The sequence below is a fragment of the Reyranella sp. genome (assembly GCF_050185545.1).
In the GTDB taxonomy this organism is placed as follows: domain Bacteria; phylum Pseudomonadota; class Alphaproteobacteria; order Reyranellales; family Reyranellaceae; genus Reyranella.
The window spans coordinates 42939-63265 of sequence record NZ_JBFWZI010000004.1; the positions used below are offsets into that span (position 1 = coordinate 42939).

The following is a 20327-nucleotide window of genomic DNA, read 5'->3' on the forward strand; positions in this document are numbered from 1 at the left end:
TGAATTGGGAGTATGGCTGGCGCGAACATTTCACTCGACCAGGCTCGGGCGGCGAAGGCTGAGCCAAGGGGATTCTTGGAAAGTCCGTCAATGTCGTCGGAATCGGTATCGCGAAACGCGAGGGCGGATAGGTCCTCAAAGTGAATGTCGGACGAATGCCAGAGGGGCAAACCTTACCCTCCGAGGTCGATGGTGTGCCCTTGGTGTTCGAGGTCGTCGGGGTGATTCGTAGCGGGTCCCTGTTCGGTGCCCATCGCGGTTCTGTTCGCGTGAAGCGCGGCGTGGATCTCACCAAGCCTGTCTTGGAGGAAGAAACAGACGCGCAGAGTGGGCGCGAGATCGATCGATGACGAATCTGCTGCTGCTCGACTAGAGCGAGGTTTTCTTTGCTTGAAGTACCAACGACACCTCACCCTGAGGAGCGCCGCAGGCCGCGTCTCGAAGGGGCTGCAAAATCACGTCTGTTGCCGACCCTTCGAGACGCCACGCTACGCGTGGCTCCTCAGGATGTGTTCTTTGGTGCTTCGACAAACAAGATCACGCTGTAGCGGGGTTTCGTCGTCGCCGGACGGTTCGGCACTCAATGGAAATCGCGGGAGGCGATCTTGATCTTGGGGCGGTCGAGGGCGATGCGGCTGCGGTCGTAGCCCGGCTTGGCCGGCTGGCCCTTGCTGACGCGATGGCGCGTGGCGTTGGCTTCCGGCACGGGAACGGGTGGGCGGAGGCGATGGTCGGGCGAGTCGGTGCGGACCTGGTCGCCGCGGCCGTGATCGAGATGGAAGGTGTCGATGTCGGAAATCGAATCGAGCTCGGCCGACCAGTCCCACAAGCGTTCGGCGACGAGATGGATCACCAGCCCCTCGCGCTGCACGCGGCCCTGCACGCCGAGCAGGCGCGAGCCCATGACAACACGGCGATAATCCTCGAAGACCCTGGGCCAGACCACGAGATTGGCGATGCCGTGCTCGTCCTCGATGGTGACGAACACCACGCCCGAGGCGGTGCCCGGCCGCTGGCGCACCAGCACCAGCCCGGCAAGGATGAAGTGATCGCCGTTCCTCGACGTCGACAGCACGGCGGTGGGCGCCACGTCGCGGTCGTGGAAGCGTGGCCTCAGCAGCGCCATCGGATGGGAGCGCAGCGACATCGAGAGGGCGGCGTAATCGTCGACCACCTGCTCGCCCAGGGTGAGCGCCGGCAGGCTGACGGAAGGTTCGAGATCGCGCACCCGAGGTGATTGGTCGAGCAACGGCAAGAGGGCGTCCGAAAGACCACGTACCGCCCACAGCACGTCGCGCCGCGAGAGGCCGAGCGAGGCGAAGGCGTCGGCGCGGGCCAGCGCCAGGATGTGGCGCTTCGACAGGCCCGACCGTCGCCACAGATCGGCCGGATCGCGATAGGGCTCGGTGCGACGTTCGACCAGCCGTCTGGCTTCTTCCTCGGCAAGACCGGTGACCTGACGCAGGCCGAGACGCAGGGCACAGCGGCGTTCCGCGACGGGCTCCAGCGTGCAGTCCCAGTCGCTGGCGTTGATGTCGGGCGGCCGCACCTCGACGCCATGCTCGCGCGCGTCACGCACCAGTTGGGCCGGCGCATAAAAGCCCATCGGCTGGGAGTTGAGCAGGGCGGCGGCGAAGACCTCGGGGTAGTAGTGCTTCACCCAGGAGGAGTCGTAGACCAGGATGGCGAAGCTCGCGGCGTGACTCTCGGGGAAGCCGTATTCGCCGAACCCTTCGATCTGCTTGAAGCAACTTTCGGCGAAGGCGCGCTCGTAGCCCCTGTCGACCATGCCTTCGATGAAGTCGCCCTTGAGCTTGTGGATCGTGCCGGCCCGGCGGAAGGTCGCCATGGCGCGGCGCAGCTTGTCGGCCCTGGCGGGCGAGAAGCCCGCGGCGTCGATGGCGATCTGCATCGCCTGCTCCTGGAACAGCGGCACGCCGCAGGTCCGCTCAAGGATCTTCCTGAGCGTGCCCGGATAGTCGATGTCCTCGGGCCTCTTCCCGCGGTTCCTGAGATAGGGATGGACCATGCCACCCTGGATCGGGCCGGGCCGCACGATCGCCACTTCGACGACGAGATCGTAGTACTTCCTGGGTTTTAGGCGCGGCAGCATCGACATCTGCGCCCGGCTCTCGACCTGGAACACGCCGACGGAATCGGCCTTGCACAGCATGTCGAAGACGGCCGGGTCGGTGGCTTCCATGCCCAGCGTCGGCTGCCGGTCGTAATGCTTCCCGATCAGGTCGAAGCTCTTGCGCAGGCAGGTCAGCATGCCGAGCCCCAGCACGTCGACCTTGTAGATCTTCAAGGCATCGAGATCGTCCTTGTCCCATTCGACGACGGTGCGGTCCTCCATGGCGGCATTCTGGATCGGCACCAGCTCGTCGAGGCGGTCTTCGGTCAGGACGAATCCGCCGACATGCTGCGACAGGTGGCGGGGAAAGCCGCACAAAGTCGCCGACAGCTCGAGGGCCAGCCGCAGGCGCGGATCGGTGGGGTCGAGGCCGGCCTCGCGCACGTGATCGGTGTCGACGCCGCCCGATCCGATGCCCCAGACGGTATCGGCCATCGCGCCCACCGTGTCGGGCGAGAGGCCGAGCGCCTTGCCGACCTCGCGAATGGCGCTGCGGCTGCGATAGGAAATGACGGTGGCCGCCAGCGCCGCCCGCGAACGGCCCTTGTTGTTGTAGATCCACTGGATCACTTCCTCGCGGCGTTCGTGCTCGAAATCGACATCGATGTCGGGCGGCTCGTCGCGCTCGTTGGACAGGAAACGCTCGAACAGCGCTTCCGACTTGCTGACATCGACCGACGTGACGCCGAGGCAATAGCACACGGCCGAGTTGGCGGCCGAGCCGCGGCCCTGGCAGAGGATCTTCATCTCGCGGGCCTGCTGCACGATCTCGTGCACGGTCAGGAAGTAGGGCGCGATCTTCTTGCTGTCGATCAGCTCGAACTCGTGCCGCAGGGCGTTGGCGACCTTGTCGGGAATGCCATCGGGGTAGCGCCGGGCCGCGCCTTCCCAGGTCAGGCGGACGAGCTTGTCCTGGGGCGTCTCGCCGCCCTCGTACATCACCGGATACTGGTAGGTGAGCTGGTCGAGCGAGAAACGGCAGCGATCGGCGATCTCCTGCGTGCGCTCGATGGCGCGCGGATGGCGGCGGAACAGCCGCGCCATCTCCACGGGATCCTTGAGATGCCGCTCGGCGCTGGCGAAGCGGCGGAAACCCAGCGCGTCGACCGTGCAGCCCAGCCGGATGGCCGTCACCACGTCCTGCAGCGCCCGTCGCTCGGGGATGTGATAGTGCACGTCGTTGGTGGCGACTAGGCCGACGCCCGTCTCGGCGGCAAGATTGTCGAGCAGCGCCAGGCGGCGCTGATCGGTGCCGCGAAACAACGCGGTGCCGGCGAGATAGCAGCGATCGCCGAACAGCTCGGCGAGCGTGCGCAGGCGATCGCGGAAAGCCGGATCGTCGGGCCGGCGCGGCGGCAGGACGATGGCCAGCAGGCCTTCGGCATAGGTGGCGAGATCGTCTAGGCCGAAATCGCAGGCGCCCTTGGCGGCGCGGCGATTGCCCACCGTCAGCAGGCGCGACAGGCGCTTGTAGGCGTCGAGGTCGGTCGGATAGGCGAGCAGCGAATAACCGTCGCGCGACTCGAGGCGGGCACCGACCAGCAGGCGGCAGCGCTCGCCTGCCGGGATGTCGGGGAACTCCTCGTAGTATTCCTTGATCGCCGCATAGGCGCGCACCACGCCGGCCAGGGTGTTGCGATCGGCGATGCCGATGGCGCTGTGGCCGAGCGCGATCGCCTGCAGCGCGAGCTCGCCCGGATGCGAGCCGCCGCGCAGGAAGCTGTAATTGGTGGTGACTTGCAGCTCGGCGTACATGGTGGTCCAAGTTCTCCTCCCCCAGCTTCGCTGGGGAGGTGTCGCCGTCTTCGGCGACGGAGGGGTCATGACTGGACCGCGGGCGTCCCGCCCGCTCAAGCTTCATGAGCGGGCGGGACGCCCGCGGTCCGGAAGACGCATGACCCCTCCGTCGCCGAAGACGGCGACACCTCCCCAACTTCGTTGGGGAGGAAAAAGATCACGCACAGAACCCATGAAGGTACCAGCGGGCGGTCGGGCGGCCGTTGGCGGGCGTGCCGTAAGGGCCGTCGCGGAACAGCCAGAAGCGGACGCCGTCCTTGTCCTCGACCCGGTAGTAGTCGCGGAACAGGGGCACCGTATTGGCCGGCGGCCGGCTGCCGTCGGAGCGCGGCCGCCACCATTCGTCGGCCAGCCGTTCCGGTCCTTCGGCGCGCACGATGCGATGAGCATGGCGGCGCCACTGGAAGGTCATCGGCGGATCGTCGGGCACGAACGCCGTGACCTCGATCGGCTCGGGCCGCTGCAGCAGACGGGTCGGTCGCGCGCCCTTGAGATCGGCGACGCGCCGCCAGGCGCCGGCCGGCGCGGGCCTGACCGAAACGCCGGCGGCGGTCTGCACCCGCTCGGGCAGATGGCTGTCGTGCGGCAACAGCCGCACCACGTTCTCCCCACCCAACCGCAGGGCCAACCGGTCGGCGAGATCGATCGTGCCGTCTTCCAGGAGCGAGGTCGGCAGGACACCTGACTCGGGCAGCGTGTCCTGCGTGCCGGTCCAGGCTTCGACCTCGGGCGCGGCCAGGATCATCAGCTCGACGCCGAAGCCGGGATCGAGCTCGCCGAGCTTCTCCTGGAACAGCTTCATCAGCTTGGGATTGTCGCGGTTGGGCCGGCTGGTGCCGATCGACGTGCGGTCGACCGAGCCGTCGACCCGGTAGAGGGCGATCTCGATCGTGCGCGCGCCGACGCCCGCCTGCTCGAGCTGACGGCACAGGGCGGCGAGCAGGCGGCTGGTCGCGGCGGCGATGTCCTCGGGCCGGCCGATCGGCTCGGCGAAAGCGAGCCGCGTGCGGAAGGAAGGCGGCGGCCGGCGCGGCTCGAGCGGCTCGTCGAGCGCGCCCAGGGCCTGGTCGAGGCGGACGACCGGCTGCTCGCCGAAGCGCCGCACCAGCGGCGCGCGCGGCAGGGGGTAGAGATCGCCGATGCGCCGCAGGCCGAGCTTCAGGAAGGTCTCGAGGATCGGCGCCTCGACCCGCAACCCCTCGACCGGCAGCGTCGCCAGGGCGGCCCGCTGGCCGTGGCGCGGGCAGAAGAGATCGGCCTGGCGTTCGGCATAGCGCGCCAGCGCCCAGGCAGCGCCCGCCGTGTCGGCCATCGCCGCCCGACAGGCGAAGTCGTGATTCGACAGGCGTTCCACCAGGTCGGCCAGCAGGGCGCGTTCGCCCGCCTCGTCCGGGCCGAAGAGATGGCCGCAGCCGGTGACGTCGAGCAGCAGGCCGGCATCGCCGCCGAAGCCGCCGGCGCTGCAGGCTTCCATGCCTTCCTCGGAGAGGGCGCCGCCCAGCGGATCGATCGTCACCCACGGCGTGTAGCGTTCGCACCAGCCGGCGATGACCTCGATCAGGCGGCGGTCGGCCTGTGGCTCGCCTGCCGTGGTGATCAAATCCGGCACCAGCGCCCGCGCATCGGCCAGCCGCATGTGCGGCCGCAGGCCGGCGGTGCGGGCGTGCGGATTGACGGCGGCGAGACGCGGGCAGCCGTCGCGCCAGACGACGGTGGCGGCCGCCCTAGCCGACCAGTCGCGGGGCGACCCGTCGCGCGGAGTCGGACTCTCGGTCGACGGCGGCCTGGGGCGGGCCAGCCGATCCGTTGACAGCTTGGGGAACCACAGCGAGACGATGCGTTTCATCGTTCCACTCCACGAGCCAGGAAGGAAATTCGTCGACCGACGGCGTGCCGAAGCGATTGCGCCGCAGCTCGAGGCGCCAGCGCGGCGCGCCGATATCGTTGAGGCCGGGCGTCGAGCGCGACGGCGCCGAGGCGAGGCGCCAGCGCGTCGTGCAGACGCTTTGCGGCGGCGCCGGCTGGGGCCGCAGCAGCAGGGCGGGCACGCCACTCTTCTCGGCGGCGAGCGACAAGCGCCGGCCGGCGGTGGGATCGGCGGCGCGGGTCTCGCCCAGCACGGCGGCGATGCCGGGGCAGCGCAGGCCTTCTTCCATCGCCCAGAACAAATCTTCGTCGCGCCGCGTCGTGATCATCAGCAGGCGGGCCGGATCGAACCAGGTCGCGAGCGCGGCGGCGTAGGGCTGTGCATCGAAGGAAGCGGAGGGCTGACGGCACCACAACAGGGTTCCGGGCCCGAAACGGCCCATCAGATGGGCGGCAAAGCCCAGGGCCGCCCCATCATGGGGGGCTACCCGGCCGGACGGGGTGGGGCCGGCCTCGATCTCGTGCAGGGCGCCGGTCAGCAATCCGCCTTCCGGCAACAGGGCATCGATCGCCGCGATGCCGAGCGGCACGGCGGTGCGGCCGGCCCGCTGGGCGCTGTGGGCACGCTCCAACCGGCGCACGCGCTCGCGCAGATCCGCCGCGACGGGGGCTGCCGCATCGTTGGCGGCCGGGGGAGCAAAGGCATTCGGGGAAATGACGGGCATCGCCCCCTCGAAAGCGTTAATGCGTGGGAGAAATATGATGTTCTCTTTTTGTTCTATTCATTTCCCACAACGATGTCAATGGATAGGGGACACGCGCGTTCGCCGTACGACACATCAGCGAGGCGGGTTCCTGCGATCGGTCTGACAGGCAATTCCATCGACTCGACCCTGTGGATAGAATGAACTTGAGGCATGGCATGCCAAACCTTGCCCGGCACGTGGCTTGCGAAGCAGTGAAAGTAGGCCGCATCATGCGGCGCAAAGGAGGTCCGATGACCTTTCGCGTATCGCTGCTCGCCCTGCTGGCCTCGGCCTTCGCCCTGATCACCGGACCGGCCCTGGCACGCTGCTCGCAGAACCTGGTCGAACGAGCATGGCCCGGGGTGCAGGTGGCCTCGCTCGACGGATTGCCGATCGCCGCCGGCAACTCGCCGAATCGCGCCGTCATCACCTTCCTCGGCCATTCGAGCTATCAGATCGACTCGCCGCAGGGTGTACGGGCCATCACCGACTACAACGGCGTCAACGGTTTCGGCCGCCGGCCCGACATCGTCACCATGAACAATGCCCATTCGACGCATTTCACCGACGATCCCGAGGAGGGCATCACCTACGTGCTGCGCGGCTGGCCGAGCGAGCCCGGCGAGACTGAGGCCAAGCACGACATCGCCTTCAAGGACATGAAGGTGTGGAACGTGCCGACCAACGCCCGCGACTGGGGCGGCTCGTCGGCCCGCATCAACGGCAACTCGATCTTCATCTACGCCATCGCCGATCTCTGCATCGCCCATCTCGGTCATCTGCATCATCGGCTGACCAAGGAGCATCTCGAGGAGCTCGGCCGCATCGACGTGCTGATGGTGCCGATCGACGGCTCCTACACGATGGGCCAGCCCCTGATGGTCGACGTCATCAGGCAGATCCAGCCGAAAATGGTGCTGCCCATGCACTACTGGGGGCGCTCCCAGGTCGAGCGGTTCCAGGGCCTGATGCAGGAACTCGACGCCGAGTTCGTCTGGCCCGACCGGCAATCCGTCGAGGTCGTGCGCGAGGAGCTGCCGGAGAAGCTCACCGTCTACGTGCTCGGCGGCAGCGGCGGCGATTGACGCCCCCGAGTCAGATCCTGAGGTTGGTGCGCGCCAAGTCGATCAGCTGGGTGGCCCGGCCATCCATCACCGCCTTGGCGAGGAAGATGCCGAAATTGACGGCCTGGTCGAGCGTCGTCTTGGGCGGCATCGCGAGCTCCTGACGGGCGCTCACGACATCGACCAGAGCAGGCCCATCGTGGGCCAGCGCCTCGCGCAACGCCTGCGGCAGCGCCTGTGGATCCTCCACCCTGACGCCATGCACGCCCATGGCCCTCGCCATGGCGGCGAAGTCGGGATTCTTGAGCCCGGTGCCGGTATCGAGGAAGCCGCTCGCCTTCATCTCCATCTCGACGAAGCCCAGCGTCCCGTTGTTCAGCACGATCACCTTCACCGGCAGGCCGAGCTGGGTCAGGCTGATGAAGTCGCCCATCATCATCGAGAAGCCGCCGTCACCGGACAGCGAGACGACCTGGCGGGCCGGGCTGCAGGCCTGGGCGCCGATCGCCTGCAGCAGGGCATTGGCCATCGAGCCATGGTTGAACGAGCCGATGAGCCGGCGCCTGCCGTTCATCCTGAGATAGCGCGCCGCCCACACCGTCTGCGTGCCGACATCGCAGGTGAAGATCGCATCCTCGGCGGCAAGCTCGCTGACCAGGCGCGCGACGTATTGCGGATGGATGATGCTGCCGCTCGGTTTGCCTTCGGCCAACGCATCGAGATCCGCCCGCGCCTTGCGATAGTGCGCGAGCGCGGCGTCGAGGAACTGTCGATCGGTCTTGCGCTGCAGCCGGGGCAGCAGTGCCGCGATCGTCGCTGCGACATCCCCGACCACGCCGAGCGTGAGCGGGCAGCGGTTGCCCAGGCTTTCCGCGCGGATGTCGACCTGGGCGATCTTCGCACCCTCCGGATAGAACTGCCGGTAGGGAAAGTCGGTGCCGAGCAGCAGCAGCGTGTCGCATTCCTTCATCGCCGCGTAGCCCGAGGCGAAACCGATCAGGCCGGTCATGCCGACGTCGAAGGGATTGTCGTACTCGATATGCTCCTTGCCGCGCAGCGAATGCACGATCGGCGCGGCGAGGGTTTCAGCCAGGGCGGTCACCTGGGCGTGGGCCCCGGCGCAGCCGGCGCCGCACATCAGGGTAACCCGCTTGCCGTTGTTCAAGAGGGCCGCGAGCGCGTCGATCTCCGACTCGTCGGGCCGGATGATCGGGGGCCTGGGAGCCAGCCAGCCGGGAGTCCTGGCATCCGTCGACAGCAGCGCGACATCGCCGGGCACGACGACGACGGACACGCCGCGCTGGGCCACGGCGATGCGGATCGCCTTGTCGAGGATGCGCGGCATCTGCTCGACGTTGGAGACCAGCTCGACATAGTGTGCGCATTCGGCGAACAGATGCTCGGGATGGGTCGCCTGGAAGTAGGAGCCGCCGATCTCGCCGCTCGGGATATGAGCGGCGATGGCCACGACCGGCACCCGGCTGCGATGGCAATCGAACAGGCCGTTGATCAGATGCAGGTTGCCCGGCCCGCAACTGCCGGCGCAGACGGCGAGCTCTCCCGTGAGATGGGCCTCCGCGCCGGCGGCGAAGGCGGCAGCCTCCTCGTGGCGCAGGTGGATCCAGTCGATCTTCCCCTGCTTGCGCAACGAATCGGTGAAGCCGTTCAGCGAATCGCCGACCACGCCGTACACTCGCTTCACGCCGGCGACGGCCAGCGTCTCGGCCATCAGATCTGCAATCGTACGCGCCATGCATGCCTCCACCGAGAGGACCGACCGGCTAGCGACGGCCCGAGTCGAATCCGGCGAGGAACTGAACGAGATTGTGCCCCAGATCGTCGCTGAGGTAGCCACCTTCCTGCACCAGCACCGTGGGCAGACCGAGGCTCGCGATCTTGCTGGCCATCGCATGGAAGCCGGTGCCGGTAACCTTGAGGCCCTGCAGGGGATCGCTCGCGGCGGCGTCGAGGCCCAGCGCGACGACCAGCGCAGTGGGCGCGAACGCCTTGATGCGCGCCAGAGCCTTGTCGCCGGCTTCGAGCCACGGCGCATCGGGCGAGCCCATCGGCAGCGGCAGGTTGAGATTGAAGCCGTGGCCTTTGCCGGTCCCGGTCTCGTGCGCGTGCCCCCAGAAGTAGGGATAGTAGGTGCTGGGGTCGGCGTGGATCGACACCGTGAGCACGTCGTCGCGCTCGAAGAAGATGCCTTGCGTGCCGTTGCCGTGATGGACGTCGACATCGAGCACGGCGACGCGGGCATGATCGCGGCGCAGATGCTGGGCGGCGATGGCGCTGTTGTTCAGGAAGCAGAAGCCGCCCGCCATGTCGGCGAAGGCGTGATGGCCCGGCGGGCGGCAGAGCGCATAGGCCTCGCGGGCGCCCGCCAGCACCAGCTCGGCGGCGGTGACTGCCGTCTCGCAGGCAGCGAGTGCGGCGTCCCAGGTATGCGGACCGATCGGACAGCCAGTGTCGGCCTGGTGCCAGCCGGCGCGCCCCACCAGCCCCTTGGGGTAGGTTGCGGGATAGCGCGCGGGATGCACGTTGGGGACGACCTCCGGCCCGGAGCCCGGCAGCGTCGCCCATTCGCGCGCGGCGACCTGCAGGAAGTCGAGGTACTCGGGCGTATGGATCGCCTGTGCCGGTCCGAGGCCAATCGGTCTTGGCGCCTCGACGGGGTGGCCGGCGGCCTGCGCGGCGGCGAGCAGGCGAAGCGCGCGCTCCGGCTGCTCGGCGTTGCGCTGGATGACACCACGCACCAGGAAGGTCTGCGGGTCGTGCCTGGCGTGACGTTCGGAATAGACGACCTTCATGGCGCACCCACTGCGACAGCCTTGGCGTCGCGCAAGGCCGCGATCTCGGCATCGCTGTAGCCGACCTCCCGCATGATCTCCGCCGTGTGCTCGCCGACCGTCGGCGATTTTCGGCGCGTGTCGACCGGCGCGTCGGAGAGCTTGATCGGATTGGCGGCCGACTTCACCGGGCCGATCCCCGGATAGGTGATCTCGAGCACGCTGCCGCGTGCCCTGGCGTGGTCGCTTTCCATGACGTCGCTTACCCGGTAGGCGGCACCGCAGGCCATGCCGGCGGGGATCAGCTTGTCGAGCAATTCCTCGGCGGTGTGCGCGGCGAAGTGCGCCTCGATCATCGGCTGGAGAACCGCGCGGTGGGCGATGCGGCTCTCGTTGCTGGCGAAGCGCTTGTCGTCGAGCCAGTCCTGCCGGCCGAGCGCGCTGCAGAGCAGGCGCCAGAAGGCATCGTTGGTGCCGGCGATGAAGATCGGCCGTGTCCTGGTCTCGAACACGCGCAGCGGGAACAGCAGGGAGTTCGACGTGCCCATGCGCACCGGGTTCTCGCCCGTCAGGCCGTAGTTGGTGATCCAGTGGCTCATCATGTGCATGCCGACGTCGAACAGCGACAGGTCGAGGCGCTGGCCGCGGCCGGTTTTGTGGCGGCCGAGCAGGGCAAAGGCGATGCCGGCGGCGCAGAACGAGCCAGTGCAATAGTCGATCGAGGCGGTGCCGACACGGCACATCTCGCCGTTCTCCGGCCCGGTCGCATCCATCAGGCCGATCTCGGCCTGGATGCAGGGATCGTAGCCGGCACGCGAGGAATAGGGGCCGGTCTGGCCGTAGCCCGAGATCGAGGCGTAGACCAGGCGCGGGTTCTCCGCCGAGACCGTCTCCCAGCCGAAGCCGAGCTTGTCCATCACGCCGGGAACGAAGGCCTCCATGAAGACGTCGGCCTTGCGGACCAGCCGCATCAGCACGTCGCGCCCGCCCGCGGTGCGCAGGTTGACCGCGAGCCCGCGCTTGTTGCGGTTCATCGACGGCACCCAGGCACCGCCGAAATGCGGCCGGAAATGCTCGCCATGGAGCGGCTCGACCTTGATCACATCGGCGCCCATGTCGCCCAGGATCTGGCCTGCGGTCGGGCCGGCAATGACTTGCGTGAGGTCGAGAACGAGCGTGTCGGACAGAGGAAGCATGATCCTGTGATAGCGTCGCCCGTCCGTTTCGGCCAGCCTCCCTCTAGGCGGCCAGCAGGCGTCTGGCCAGCAGCGCCCGCATATCGCGCCGGCCATCGGCGATCAGCATGATCACGACCTCTCGCTCGTAGATGCGATAAACGATTCTGTAGGGCTTGCAGGGTACTTCCCGGAACAGGCGATTACCGAACTCCAGGAGCTCATAGGGATGCGATCCGCGACTTGGCGAGTCCGCCAGCAAGAGAGATGTCTGCTCGATTCGTTGGGCGACCTGTTCCGCCTGCGCCAGCGAGCCACGGCAGGCAATGTCGTCGGCAATGTCCTCCAGGTCCACAAGCGCCTGCCTGTCCAGGCGAACTTCGTGGCGCCTCATTTTTCGGACTGTCTCGCTCTGAGGCGCTCGCGGACTCGTCGCATTGCCTCGACCAGCGGAACGGTCTTGCCTTCCGCGATGTTGCGGTCGCCCAAGGCCAGGATCTTGAGCAGGGCCAGGGTTTCCTGAGTCTTGTCGTAGGAGACGATATCCTGGACGACGGCCTTGGCCTCGCCGTTCTGGGTGATGATCATGGGCTCGCCGACCTCGCCCAGCTCCTTGATGATCTCCGCGGCATGGGCCTTGAAATAGCTGATCGGCTTGATCCGGGAGGCACGCACCATGGTAGGCTCCTTGAGTCCAAGAACCAATTTAGTCCGTTAATGGTCCGACGACAAATGGAGTGCACGTGATGGCCATTGCCGACCGACCCAACCTGCGCATCGACTCCGACCGGCTGTGGGCGAGCCTGATGGAGCTGGCCCGCATCGGTGCGACCGACAAGGGTGGCGTGTGCCGCATCGCGCTCACCGATCTCGATCGCCAGGGGCGCGACCTTTTCGTGCGCTGGGCGAAGGAGGCGGGCTGCTCGATCCGGGTCGACAAGGTGGGCAACATCTTCGCCCGGCGTGAAGGCCGCGATCCGGCGAAGCCGCCGGTAATGACCGGCTCGCACCTCGACACCCAACCGACCGGCGGCAAGTTCGACGGCGCCTACGGTGTGATGGCCGGCCTCGAGGTCGTGCGCGCCCTGAACGACTCCGGCTACGTCACCGAGGCGCCGATCGAGGTTGCCGTGTGGACCAACGAGGAGGGCTGCCGCTTCGCGCCGGCGATGGTGGCGTCGGGCGTGTTCGGCGGCGCCTTCGAGCTCGACTATGCGCTGTCGCGCACCGACCGCGACGGCGTGAGCTTCGGCGACGCGCTGAAGGCGATCGGCTACGACGGCAGCGAGCCGGTCGGCGGACGAAAGGTCGGGGCGTTCTTCGAGGCGCATATCGAGCAGGGTCCGATCCTCGAGCGCGAGGCCAGGACGATCGGGGTCGTCACCGGCGCGCAGGGCCAGCGCTGGTACGAGATTTCCTGGACCGGCATGGAGAGCCATGCCGGCACGACTCCGATGGAAGGCCGTCGCGACGCGCTGGTGGGCGCGGCCGAGCTGATCGTGGCGCTGCGCCGAATCGGCGAACGGCCGAACGGTCGCTCGACGGTCGGCGTCATCGAGAGCCAGCCGCAATCGCGCAACACCATTCCCGGCCGCGTCTTCATGACCGTCGATCTGCGCCATCCCGACAATGACGAGCTCGGCCGGATGGATGCCGAGCTGCGGGCTGCCGCCGCCGACATCGCCCGGCGCCATCGGCTCGAGGCCGCGATCGAGCAGATCTGGCACTTTCCGGCATCGCCCTTCGCAAAGGAGCTGGTCGACTCGGTGCGCCGCGGCGCGGTGCAGGCGGGCCACGCCCACATGGACATCGTGAGCGGCGCGGGCCACGACGCCTGCTACGTCTCGCGCGTCGCGCCGACGGCCATGATCTTCGTGCCGTGCAAGGACGGTATCAGCCACAACGAGATCGAGGACGCTACCCAGCAGGACGCCGCCGCCGGCTGCCAGATCCTGCTGCACGCCATGGTCGAGCGCGCCGATGCCTGAGGAGGCATGGCCAAGAGCGTTCCAGACGAGGGACGCTCATGGCTGGGAGCGCGCCACTCCGATGGCGCTCATGGGATCTGTGTTCGGCAAGAAGAGCGCCATCGGAATGGCGCGCTCCCAGCGGGAGAGTTTGCTTCCTGCTGGTGGCGCGCTCCCGGCAATGAGTCGATCCAGAGGCTCGGCGTGAAGTCGGGTTGGGTGTCGCTCGCGAGCGCGTCGCTGGTGGCGACGATCGCGGGCGTCGGTGGCACCTTGCCGGTAGTTCTGGCGGCGGCACAGGCGGTTGGCGCGACCCCGGCCGAGGCCAGCTCGTGGGTGTCCGGGCTCGCCGTCGCGACGGCGGCGAGCACCCTGGTCCTCAGCCTGCTCTATCGCATTCCCATCATAGCGGCGTGGTCGACTCCGGGCGCCGCCCTGATTGCCTCGACTGCGGGCGTTCCCGGCATGCGCGCCGCGGTCGGCGCCTTCGTCGTGGCCGCCGCCCTGATCCTGATGACGGCCGCCCTGCGCCCTCTCGGTCGGCTGATCGAGCGAATCCCGGCCAGCATTGCCGCCGCCATGCTGGCCGGCATCCTGCTCCGCCTGGTGGTGGCGATGGTCGAGCACGTGCCGGCCGCCCCTCTGCTGGTGCTGCCGTTGATCGGCCTGTTCCTGGTCGCGCGGCGGCTGGTGCCGACGCTTGCTTCGTTGATCGTTCTGGCGGCCGGCGCATTGCTGGCCTGGTCGCTGGGCCTGGTGAAGCCGTTGCCGCCGATCGCCTTGTCCAATCTCGAGTTGCTGGCACCGTCGTGGGACGTCGCCACCCTGATCGGTCTCGGTGTGCCGCTTTATCTCGTGACCATGGCGTCGCAGAACCTGCCGGGTTTCGCCGTGCTGCGCGCCTCGGGATACCAACCGCCGACCCAGCCCGTGCTCGCGGTCACCGGCGCGCTGTCCCTCGTGACGGCCTTCGTCGGCGCGCACACTTCCAACCTGGCCGCCATCTCCGCGGCGCTCTGCACCGGTCCCGATGCGCATCCAGATCCGGCGCAACGCTGGAAGACCGGACCTCTTTATGCCTTGTGGTGGGTGATCATCGCCCTGTTCGGCGCCTCGCTGGTCGGATTGTTCACCGCCCTGCCACCAGCCCTGCTGGCGACGATCGCCGGCACCGCCCTGCTGGCGTCGATGGCCGGCGCCATGGGCACGGCGCTCGCCGGCGATCGCGATCGCATCGCCGCCGCCGGCACGCTAGCCGTGACGGCCTCGGGCGTGACGCTGCTCGGCGTCGGCTCGGCCTTCTGGGGGCTGTGCTTCGGCCTGACCGTGGTGGCCCTCGACCGGCTGCTCGAGCGCCCGGGCCGCTGAGCATGGCGGCGCGTCCCACTGTCGTCGTGATCGGCGCCGGGATCATCGGCGCCTGGATCGCCTGGCATCTCGCTCGCCGGGGCGCCGCCGTCACGGTGATCGAGCCCGGCGAGCCCGGCGGGATGGTGACCCGCGATTCCTGGGCGTGGATCAACGCCAGCATGAGCCAGTCTGAGACCTACTTTCGCTTGCGTGCGAACACGGTGGCGTTCCGCGACTTCTCCGACGCCTCTCTCGACGAGTGGATCGAATCGCTGCGCAGGGTCGAGGGCATTGAATTCGACATCCTGGCGCCGGGGCATGGCGCGCTCGGCAACAGGGCGAACGTCACGGCCTTTCGCAACTATCTCGAGGATCTGCGCGCCCAGGTCCTCACCGCGGCGCGTGCCGGCAAGTCGCTTGAGGAGACCAAGAAGAGCGTCAGCGGAGCTGGGGGGTGTCCGCGTCTTCGCGGACGGAGAGGTCATAGGCTGGGAGCGCGCCACTCCAGTGGCGCTCATGGGACGTGTGACCAACAAGAAGAGCGTCACAGAGTGGCGCGCTCCCAGCCTATGACCCCACCGTCGCCGTAAGACGACGTAAGACGGGGACACCTCCCCAGCAAAGCTGGGGAGCACAGAAAATGCGCCCCCTATCGATCACGACTGCGTAGCCGGAAATCTCGCGGCGTAGCTCTCCGGCGGCAACTCCAGCCCGACGCACAGGAAGCTGATCGTATGGTAGTAGCCGACCAGGGAGATCGCTTCGAGGAGCTGGGCGTCGTCGAAATGCGCCGCGAGCCTGCTCCATGTCGCCTCCGATATGGCGCGCTGGTCGACGAGATCGTCGACCAGCGCAAGCAGCGCCTGCTCGTCCGGCGCCCAGCAGGCGGCGTCGGCCGTGCCGACTGCGGTCGATGACACCTGCTCGGCCGAGAAGCCTGCTCGCTCGGCGAAGAAGGCGACGTGGACGCCCCATTCGTACTCGCAGCCGAGCCGCGCCGTGGTGCGGTCGATGACGATCTCGCGGTGGCGCAGGCTGAGCGGTCCTTTGTCCAAGAGGCCACCCGCGAACATTTTTGCGAATACGCGCGGGCTCCTTGCCATCGTTCGGAACAGCGCCAGCGGCGGCACGCCAGGCGGCATGATGCGCGCCAGCTCGGCGGCGATCGACGGCTCGTAAGGCGGTTCGGCGAGAGCGATGCGGGCCATGGTCGGGTTCCTCCGTGGATGCTACAGTTTCCGTAGCGAATCTGACGTGTGGACGCTACAGAAATTGTAGTAACGGAGTGAAATAGATGGTGAAGCGCGTGCGCGGCTCGCGGACCGGCCGGCCGATCATGGTGCTGCTCGATCTGCTGGGCCGGCGCTGGACGCTGCGCATCCTGTGGGAGCTGCGCGAAGCCCCGCTGCGCTTCCGGGAGCTGCAGGGCCTGATCGGCGCCAGCCCGACCATCGTGAACACGCGGCTCGCCGAGTTGCGCGCGGCGAGGCTCGTCGAGCTCGACGAGGCGACGGGCTATCGTCTCACGGCCCTGGGCGGGGAGCTGCTGCAGCTCCTGCTGCCCCTGCATGTCTGGTCGGAAAAATGGGCGAGTCTCTACCCTAGGCCTTTCGCCGCGTCAGCCAGCCCGACACGGCGAGCAGGCTCGCCGCGAGGGCGACGATAAGGGTGGCCAGGACGTTGATCTGCGGATCGACGCCCAGGCGGACGCTGGAATAGACCCGCATCGGCAGGGTCTGCGACTGCGCGCCGGCCACGAACTGCGTCAGGATCAGGTCGTCGAGCGACAGGGTGAAGGCGAGCAGCCATCCCGAGCCGACCGCCGGCGCGAGCAGCGGCAGGGTCACGGTCAGGAAGGTGACCCAGGGCGTGGCGCCGAGATCCATCGCCGCTTCCTCGAGCGAGCGGTCGAAATCGGCGAGGCGCGCCTGCACGACGATGGCGACGAAGGCGATCGAGAAGGTGGTGTGGGCGATGGCAATGGTGAGGAAGCCGCGCTCGGGCCCACCCAGCAGCCGGTCACTGCCGACGAAGAGCAGCAGCATGGAGATGCCCATCACCACTTCCGGCATGACCATGGGGCCGATGACGAGGCTGCCGAACAGCGTTCGCCCGGGAAAGCGGGGCGCGCGGGCCAGCACATAACCGGCGGCAAGTCCAATCAGCGCCGCCATCGAGGCGCTCACGAGGCCTATGCGGAGCGACAGCCAGGCGGCTGACAGCATCGCCTCGTTGGCGAGCAGGGCGCTCCACCATTTCAGCGAGAAGCCGCCCCACACCGTGACCAGGCGCGAATCGTTGAACGAGTAGAGGATCACCACGCCGATCGGCAGGTAGAGGAAGGCATAGCCGAACGCCAGGACGGTGAGGGCGAACCGCGGGCGACGTGTCATGGGCGGCGCTCCAGGCTTTTCGCTTGCTGGCGCTGGAACAGCGTAATCGGGCCGACCAGCAGCACCAGCAGGCAGATTGCCACCGCCGAGGCGAGCGGCCAGTCGGAATTGGTGAAGAACTCGTCCCACAGGACCTTGCCGATCATCAGCGTCTCAGTGCCGCCCAGCAGGTCGGGGATCACGAACTCGCCGACCGCCGGAATGAACACCAGCAGGCAGCCGGCAACCATGCCGGGCAGGGACAGCGGCAGGGTAATGGTGAGGAAGGCCTGGATCGGCCGCGCCCCGAGGTCGGCTGCCGCCTCGAGCAAACCGGGATCGAGCTTCTCGAGCGCGGCATAGAGCGGCAGCACCATGAAGGGCAGGTAGGCGTAGACGATGCCGATTTGCACCGCCCATTCGGTGCCGAGGATGGTGGCGGGACCGCTCAGCAGGCCGGTCCATTGCAGCAGCTGGTCGAGCGGCCCGTTGCCGGCCAGCAGGCCCATCCAGGCATAGACGCGGATCAGGAACGAGGTCCAAAACGGCAGCACCACCAGCATCAGCAGCAGGGGGCGGCGCCGCGGCTCGGCACGGGCGATGGCATAGGCCATCGGGTAGCCCAGCAGCAACGTAATCACCGTGGCGGTGGCGGCAATGCGCAGAGAGGACAACCAAGCCGCAAGGTAGAGATCGTCGGTGAAGAGCAGCGCGAAATTTTTCAGGCTGAAGCCCAGCGCGACCGGCGGCGCCGAATCCGGATCGTTGGTGCCGAGCGCGATCGCGAGCACCAGCCCGAACGGCAGCAGGAAGAACACGGCCAGCCAAGCGTATGGCAGAGCGATTACGAAGCGCATGAGCCCGGGGCCGTGTCTAGCAGGAGTGACGGTGCCGAGGCTATGGGGACCTGACGACGGCAATGTCTTCCATATGCGAATGCCCTGCGAAGACGGGGGGGAGGGACTTGAAGGCGTGTCCACTCCGTTGATCAACTGCAGCAACAGGCGCGGCTTCTCGCCGGGTGAGAGCGACGCTTGACCCGGAGCTTGCGGGGGGATGGGTTACGTCGGAGCATCGCGCGAACCATTTCGTCGCGCAGGGAGGAGAAGTGAGTCTCTACCGCAGCTTCCAGAGCCAGGAGGAGATCGACGCCAACTACCGCACCGATATCGGTCTCGATCTGCCAGCCATCATGCGGCATTTCGCGACCGAAAGCGCCCGTGTGCGCAAGGAGCTGCCCTGCCGGCTCGGCTTGAAGTACGGGCCCACCCGCGCGGAAAGCCTCGATTTCTTTCCCGGGCGTGGCGGCGCGCCCATCCTGGTGTTCATCCATGGCGGCTATTGGCGGCTTGGTGCGGCGAGCGACTTCAGCGTGCTGGCGGCCGGTCCCGCGGCGCACGGCATTGCCGTCGCCGTGACCGACTACGCCCTGTGTCCGGCCGTGACGATCGACGAGATCACCCGTCAGAACAGGGCTGCCGTCGCCTGGCTGTGGCACAACGCCGGCGATCTGGGGATCAATCGCGACCAAATCTTCATCGCCGGGCATTCGGCGGGCGGCCAGCAGGTCGGCATGCTGCTGGCCACCGATTGGCCGGGCCAGTATGCCCTGCCGGCCGATGTGGTGAAGGGCGCCCTTGCGATAAGCGGCGTCTTCGATCTCCGGCCGCTGCGTCACAGCTGGCTGCAACCGAAGCTCCAGCTCACCGCCGACACGATCGAACGCCAGAGCCCGCTCTTCCACCTGCCTGCCAAGGCGCCGCCGCTTGTCGTCACCTGCGGCAGCGCGGAGCCGGCCGAGTTCATTCGCCAGAGCCACGACTATCTGGCCGCCTGGCGGCAGGCCGGCCTCTCCGGCCGCTTCGTCGACCAACCGGGCGCCAATCATTTCGTCGCAGTCGAAAGCCTGGCCGATCCCGAGGGGCTGTTGACGGCTGTGACCCGCGAGCTGATCGCCGAGGCATCGACTTGACACTCTGATGTCCCCCCGATTGCGGCCCGACTGGGGAGGGAAGGATTGAGCGCGATCCCTCTTGGTGACTCGTCGCCATCAAAGACGACTGTAGTCTCTCACGCCTCCAGCTCGTGGCCGGCGTCGGCGGCCCAGCCGAGCCACACCTCCTGCTCGCGCTGCAGCGGGGCGGCCGATCGGCCGACATTGGTGGCGGAGACCAGCAGGACGGCATCGTCGCGGGTGGCGACCCGGTAGAGCGAGCGGTCGCCCTCGTAGGCGATGTCGATGATGCGGCCGACCACGGCGTGCGCTGTCACCGGCCGGTCGAGAGAGAGCTGGATCTTCTCCGGCCGCAGCGCCAGCCAGTGCCGACCGTCGGCGAGCGGCAGGATGTTGGCGATGCCGATGAAATCCGCGACGAAGCGCGTCGATGGCCGCTCGTAGACCTCGTGCGGCGTGCCGACCTGGACGATCCGGCCGAGATTCATCACCGCCAGCCGGCTCGACATCGACATCGCCTCTTCCTGGTCGTGCGTCACCATGACGAAGGTGAGGCCGAGCTTCTCCTGCAGCCGCACCAGCTCGAAGCGCGTGCCCTCGCGCAGCTTGCGATCGAGCGCCGCGAGCGGCTCGTCGAGCAGCAGCAGCTTGGGCCGCTTGATGAGCGCGCGCGCCAAGGCGACACGCTGTCGCTGGCCACCGGACAGTTGCGCTGGCCGGCGCATCCCGAATTCGGAGAGCTGCACCAGCGCCAACGCCTCGGCGACGCGGGTCGCGATCTCGGGCTTCGGCAGTCCTTCGCGGCGCAGGCCGTAGCCGACGTTCGCCGCCACGTCCATGTGCGGGAACAGGGCGTAGGACTGGAACATCATATTGACCGGCCGGCGATGCGGCGGCACGCCGGCCATGTCCTGCCCGTCGATCAGCACGCGGCCGCTGTCGGGCGTCTCGAAGCCGGCCAGCATGCGCAGCAAGGTGGTCTTGCCGCAGCCCGAGCCGCCTAAAAGCGCGAAAAGCTCGCCGCGCTCGATCTCGAGATCGACGCCGGCGACGGCGGTGATCGCGCCGAAGCGCTTGGTGACGCCCTCGATCCGGACGATCGGTTGGCTCAAC

The 20327-nt window shown here is 67.9% G+C and carries 18 protein-coding genes; 6 read left to right on the plus strand and 12 right to left on the minus strand.

Features of this window, described 5'->3' with window-relative positions; genetic code table 11:
* Window positions 1-580 precede the first annotated feature (580 nt).
* The 3 genes from AB7O82_RS01985 to AB7O82_RS01995 form a co-directional block, all read right to left on the minus strand.
* Window positions 581-3889 (minus strand): error-prone DNA polymerase, encoded by a 3309-nt coding sequence (locus AB7O82_RS01985; protein ID WP_428536967.1) that lies wholly within the window; start codon window positions 3887-3889, stop codon window positions 581-583.
* Between the two features lie 199 nt (window positions 3890-4088).
* Window positions 4089-5768: a Y-family DNA polymerase gene (locus AB7O82_RS01990; RefSeq protein WP_428537127.1), complete on the minus strand. Its 1680-nt coding sequence runs from the start codon at window positions 5766-5768 to the stop codon at window positions 4089-4091.
* Window positions 5656-6522: an ImuA family protein gene (locus tag AB7O82_RS01995; protein ID WP_428536970.1), complete on the minus strand. Its 867-nt coding sequence runs from the start codon at window positions 6520-6522 to the stop codon at window positions 5656-5658. The genes AB7O82_RS01990 and AB7O82_RS01995 overlap by 113 nt, the downstream gene beginning before the upstream one ends.
* Window positions 6523-6794: 272 nt before the next feature.
* Here AB7O82_RS01995 and AB7O82_RS02000 point away from each other — a divergent pair, with 272 nt between their 5' ends.
* Window positions 6795-7628 (plus strand): MBL fold metallo-hydrolase, encoded by an 834-nt coding sequence (locus AB7O82_RS02000; RefSeq protein WP_428536973.1) that lies wholly within the window; start codon window positions 6795-6797, stop codon window positions 7626-7628.
* A 10-nt stretch (window positions 7629-7638) separates the two neighbouring features.
* Here AB7O82_RS02000 and poxB read toward each other — a convergent pair whose 3' ends face one another.
* The 5 genes from poxB to AB7O82_RS02025 are packed head-to-tail and all read right to left on the minus strand — an operon-like array spanning window position 7639 to window position 12249.
* Window positions 7639-9360, minus strand: coding sequence for a ubiquinone-dependent pyruvate dehydrogenase (gene poxB / locus AB7O82_RS02005; protein WP_428536976.1), 1722 nt, complete (start codon window positions 9358-9360; stop codon window positions 7639-7641).
* A gap of 28 nt (window positions 9361-9388) precedes the next feature.
* The gene (locus AB7O82_RS02010; protein ID WP_428536979.1) at window positions 9389-10417 is read right to left on the minus strand and encodes a histone deacetylase family protein; all 1029 of its coding nucleotides are present in this window, start codon (window positions 10415-10417) and stop codon (window positions 9389-9391) included.
* Window positions 10414-11592, minus strand: coding sequence for a CaiB/BaiF CoA transferase family protein (locus tag AB7O82_RS02015; RefSeq protein ID WP_428536982.1), 1179 nt, complete (start codon window positions 11590-11592; stop codon window positions 10414-10416). The genes AB7O82_RS02010 and AB7O82_RS02015 overlap by 4 nt, the downstream gene beginning before the upstream one ends.
* Before the next feature lie 43 nt (window positions 11593-11635).
* A complete protein-coding gene (locus AB7O82_RS02020; RefSeq protein WP_428536985.1) occupies window positions 11636-11965 on the minus strand; it encodes a type II toxin-antitoxin system RelE/ParE family toxin in 330 nt (109 codons plus the stop codon).
* Window positions 11962-12249, minus strand: coding sequence for a type II toxin-antitoxin system Phd/YefM family antitoxin (locus tag AB7O82_RS02025; RefSeq protein WP_428536988.1), 288 nt, complete (start codon window positions 12247-12249; stop codon window positions 11962-11964). Before AB7O82_RS02025 ends, AB7O82_RS02020 begins: the two co-directional genes overlap by 4 nt.
* 68 nt (window positions 12250-12317) lie before the next feature.
* Between AB7O82_RS02025 and AB7O82_RS02030 the strand changes: the two genes are divergently transcribed.
* From AB7O82_RS02030 to AB7O82_RS02040, 3 genes are all read left to right on the plus strand, one after another.
* A complete protein-coding gene (locus tag AB7O82_RS02030; RefSeq protein WP_428536991.1) occupies window positions 12318-13559 on the plus strand; it encodes a Zn-dependent hydrolase in 1242 nt (413 codons plus the stop codon).
* A 183-nt stretch (window positions 13560-13742) separates the two neighbouring features.
* Window positions 13743-14906 (plus strand): benzoate/H(+) symporter BenE family transporter, encoded by a 1164-nt coding sequence (locus tag AB7O82_RS02035; RefSeq protein ID WP_428536994.1) that lies wholly within the window; start codon window positions 13743-13745, stop codon window positions 14904-14906.
* 2 nt (window positions 14907-14908) lie between these two features.
* On the plus strand, window positions 14909-15478 hold the full coding sequence (locus AB7O82_RS02040; RefSeq protein WP_428536997.1) for an NAD(P)/FAD-dependent oxidoreductase: 570 nt from the start codon (window positions 14909-14911) through the stop codon (window positions 15476-15478).
* Window positions 15479-15544: 66 nt separating this feature from the next.
* On the opposite strand, the gene AB7O82_RS02045 is transcribed toward AB7O82_RS02040, so the two are convergent.
* Entirely contained in the window at window positions 15545-16096 is a 552-nt protein-coding gene (locus AB7O82_RS02045; RefSeq protein ID WP_428537000.1) for a carboxymuconolactone decarboxylase family protein, read from the minus strand.
* A gap of 86 nt (window positions 16097-16182) precedes the next feature.
* Between AB7O82_RS02045 and AB7O82_RS02050 the strand changes: the two genes are divergently transcribed.
* Window positions 16183-16554 (plus strand): winged helix-turn-helix transcriptional regulator, encoded by a 372-nt coding sequence (locus AB7O82_RS02050; protein WP_428537003.1) that lies wholly within the window; start codon window positions 16183-16185, stop codon window positions 16552-16554.
* Here AB7O82_RS02050 and AB7O82_RS02055 read toward each other — a convergent pair.
* Window positions 16490-17281 (minus strand): ABC transporter permease, encoded by a 792-nt coding sequence (locus AB7O82_RS02055; RefSeq protein ID WP_428537006.1) that lies wholly within the window; start codon window positions 17279-17281, stop codon window positions 16490-16492. The two genes, AB7O82_RS02050 and AB7O82_RS02055, sit on opposite strands and share 65 nt — an antisense overlap.
* Window positions 17278-18117 (minus strand): ABC transporter permease, encoded by an 840-nt coding sequence (locus AB7O82_RS02060; RefSeq protein ID WP_428618539.1) that lies wholly within the window; start codon window positions 18115-18117, stop codon window positions 17278-17280. Before AB7O82_RS02060 ends, AB7O82_RS02055 begins: the two co-directional genes overlap by 4 nt.
* A gap of 251 nt (window positions 18118-18368) precedes the next feature.
* Between AB7O82_RS02060 and AB7O82_RS02065 the strand changes: the two genes are divergently transcribed.
* Entirely contained in the window at window positions 18369-19232 is an 864-nt protein-coding gene (locus AB7O82_RS02065) for an alpha/beta hydrolase (RefSeq protein ID WP_428537012.1), read from the plus strand.
* A 98-nt stretch (window positions 19233-19330) separates the two neighbouring features.
* On the opposite strand, the gene AB7O82_RS02070 is transcribed toward AB7O82_RS02065, so the two are convergent.
* Window positions 19331-20326, minus strand: coding sequence for an ABC transporter ATP-binding protein (locus AB7O82_RS02070; protein ID WP_428537015.1), 996 nt, complete (start codon window positions 20324-20326; stop codon window positions 19331-19333).
* Window position 20327: the final 1 nt, after the last annotated feature.

Coding starts and splice junctions, on each gene's coding strand:
- AB7O82_RS01985 (WP_428536967.1), bottom strand. CDS start 3,889: ATGTACGCCGAGCTGCAAGTCACCACCAATTACAGCTTCCTGCGCGGC.
- AB7O82_RS01995 (WP_428536970.1), bottom strand. CDS start 6,522: ATGCCCGTCATTTCCCCGAATGCCTTTGCTCCCCCGGCCGCCAACGAT.
- AB7O82_RS02000 (WP_428536973.1), top strand. CDS start 6,795: ATGACCTTTCGCGTATCGCTGCTCGCCCTGCTGGCCTCGGCCTTCGCC.
- poxB (WP_428536976.1), bottom strand. CDS start 9,360: ATGGCGCGTACGATTGCAGATCTGATGGCCGAGACGCTGGCCGTCGCC.
- AB7O82_RS02010 (WP_428536979.1), bottom strand. CDS start 10,417: ATGAAGGTCGTCTATTCCGAACGTCACGCCAGGCACGACCCGCAGACC.
- AB7O82_RS02015 (WP_428536982.1), bottom strand. CDS start 11,592: ATGCTTCCTCTGTCCGACACGCTCGTTCTCGACCTCACGCAAGTCATT.
- AB7O82_RS02020 (WP_428536985.1), bottom strand. CDS start 11,965: ATGAGGCGCCACGAAGTTCGCCTGGACAGGCAGGCGCTTGTGGACCTG.
- AB7O82_RS02025 (WP_428536988.1), bottom strand. CDS start 12,249: ATGGTGCGTGCCTCCCGGATCAAGCCGATCAGCTATTTCAAGGCCCAT.
- AB7O82_RS02030 (WP_428536991.1), top strand. CDS start 12,318: ATGGCCATTGCCGACCGACCCAACCTGCGCATCGACTCCGACCGGCTG.
- AB7O82_RS02040 (WP_428536997.1), top strand. CDS start 14,909: ATGGCGGCGCGTCCCACTGTCGTCGTGATCGGCGCCGGGATCATCGGC.
- AB7O82_RS02045 (WP_428537000.1), bottom strand. CDS start 16,096: ATGGCCCGCATCGCTCTCGCCGAACCGCCTTACGAGCCGTCGATCGCC.
- AB7O82_RS02050 (WP_428537003.1), top strand. CDS start 16,183: ATGGTGAAGCGCGTGCGCGGCTCGCGGACCGGCCGGCCGATCATGGTG.
- AB7O82_RS02055 (WP_428537006.1), bottom strand. CDS start 17,281: ATGACACGTCGCCCGCGGTTCGCCCTCACCGTCCTGGCGTTCGGCTAT.
- AB7O82_RS02060 (WP_428618539.1), bottom strand. CDS start 18,117: ATGCGCTTCGTAATCGCTCTGCCATACGCTTGGCTGGCCGTGTTCTTC.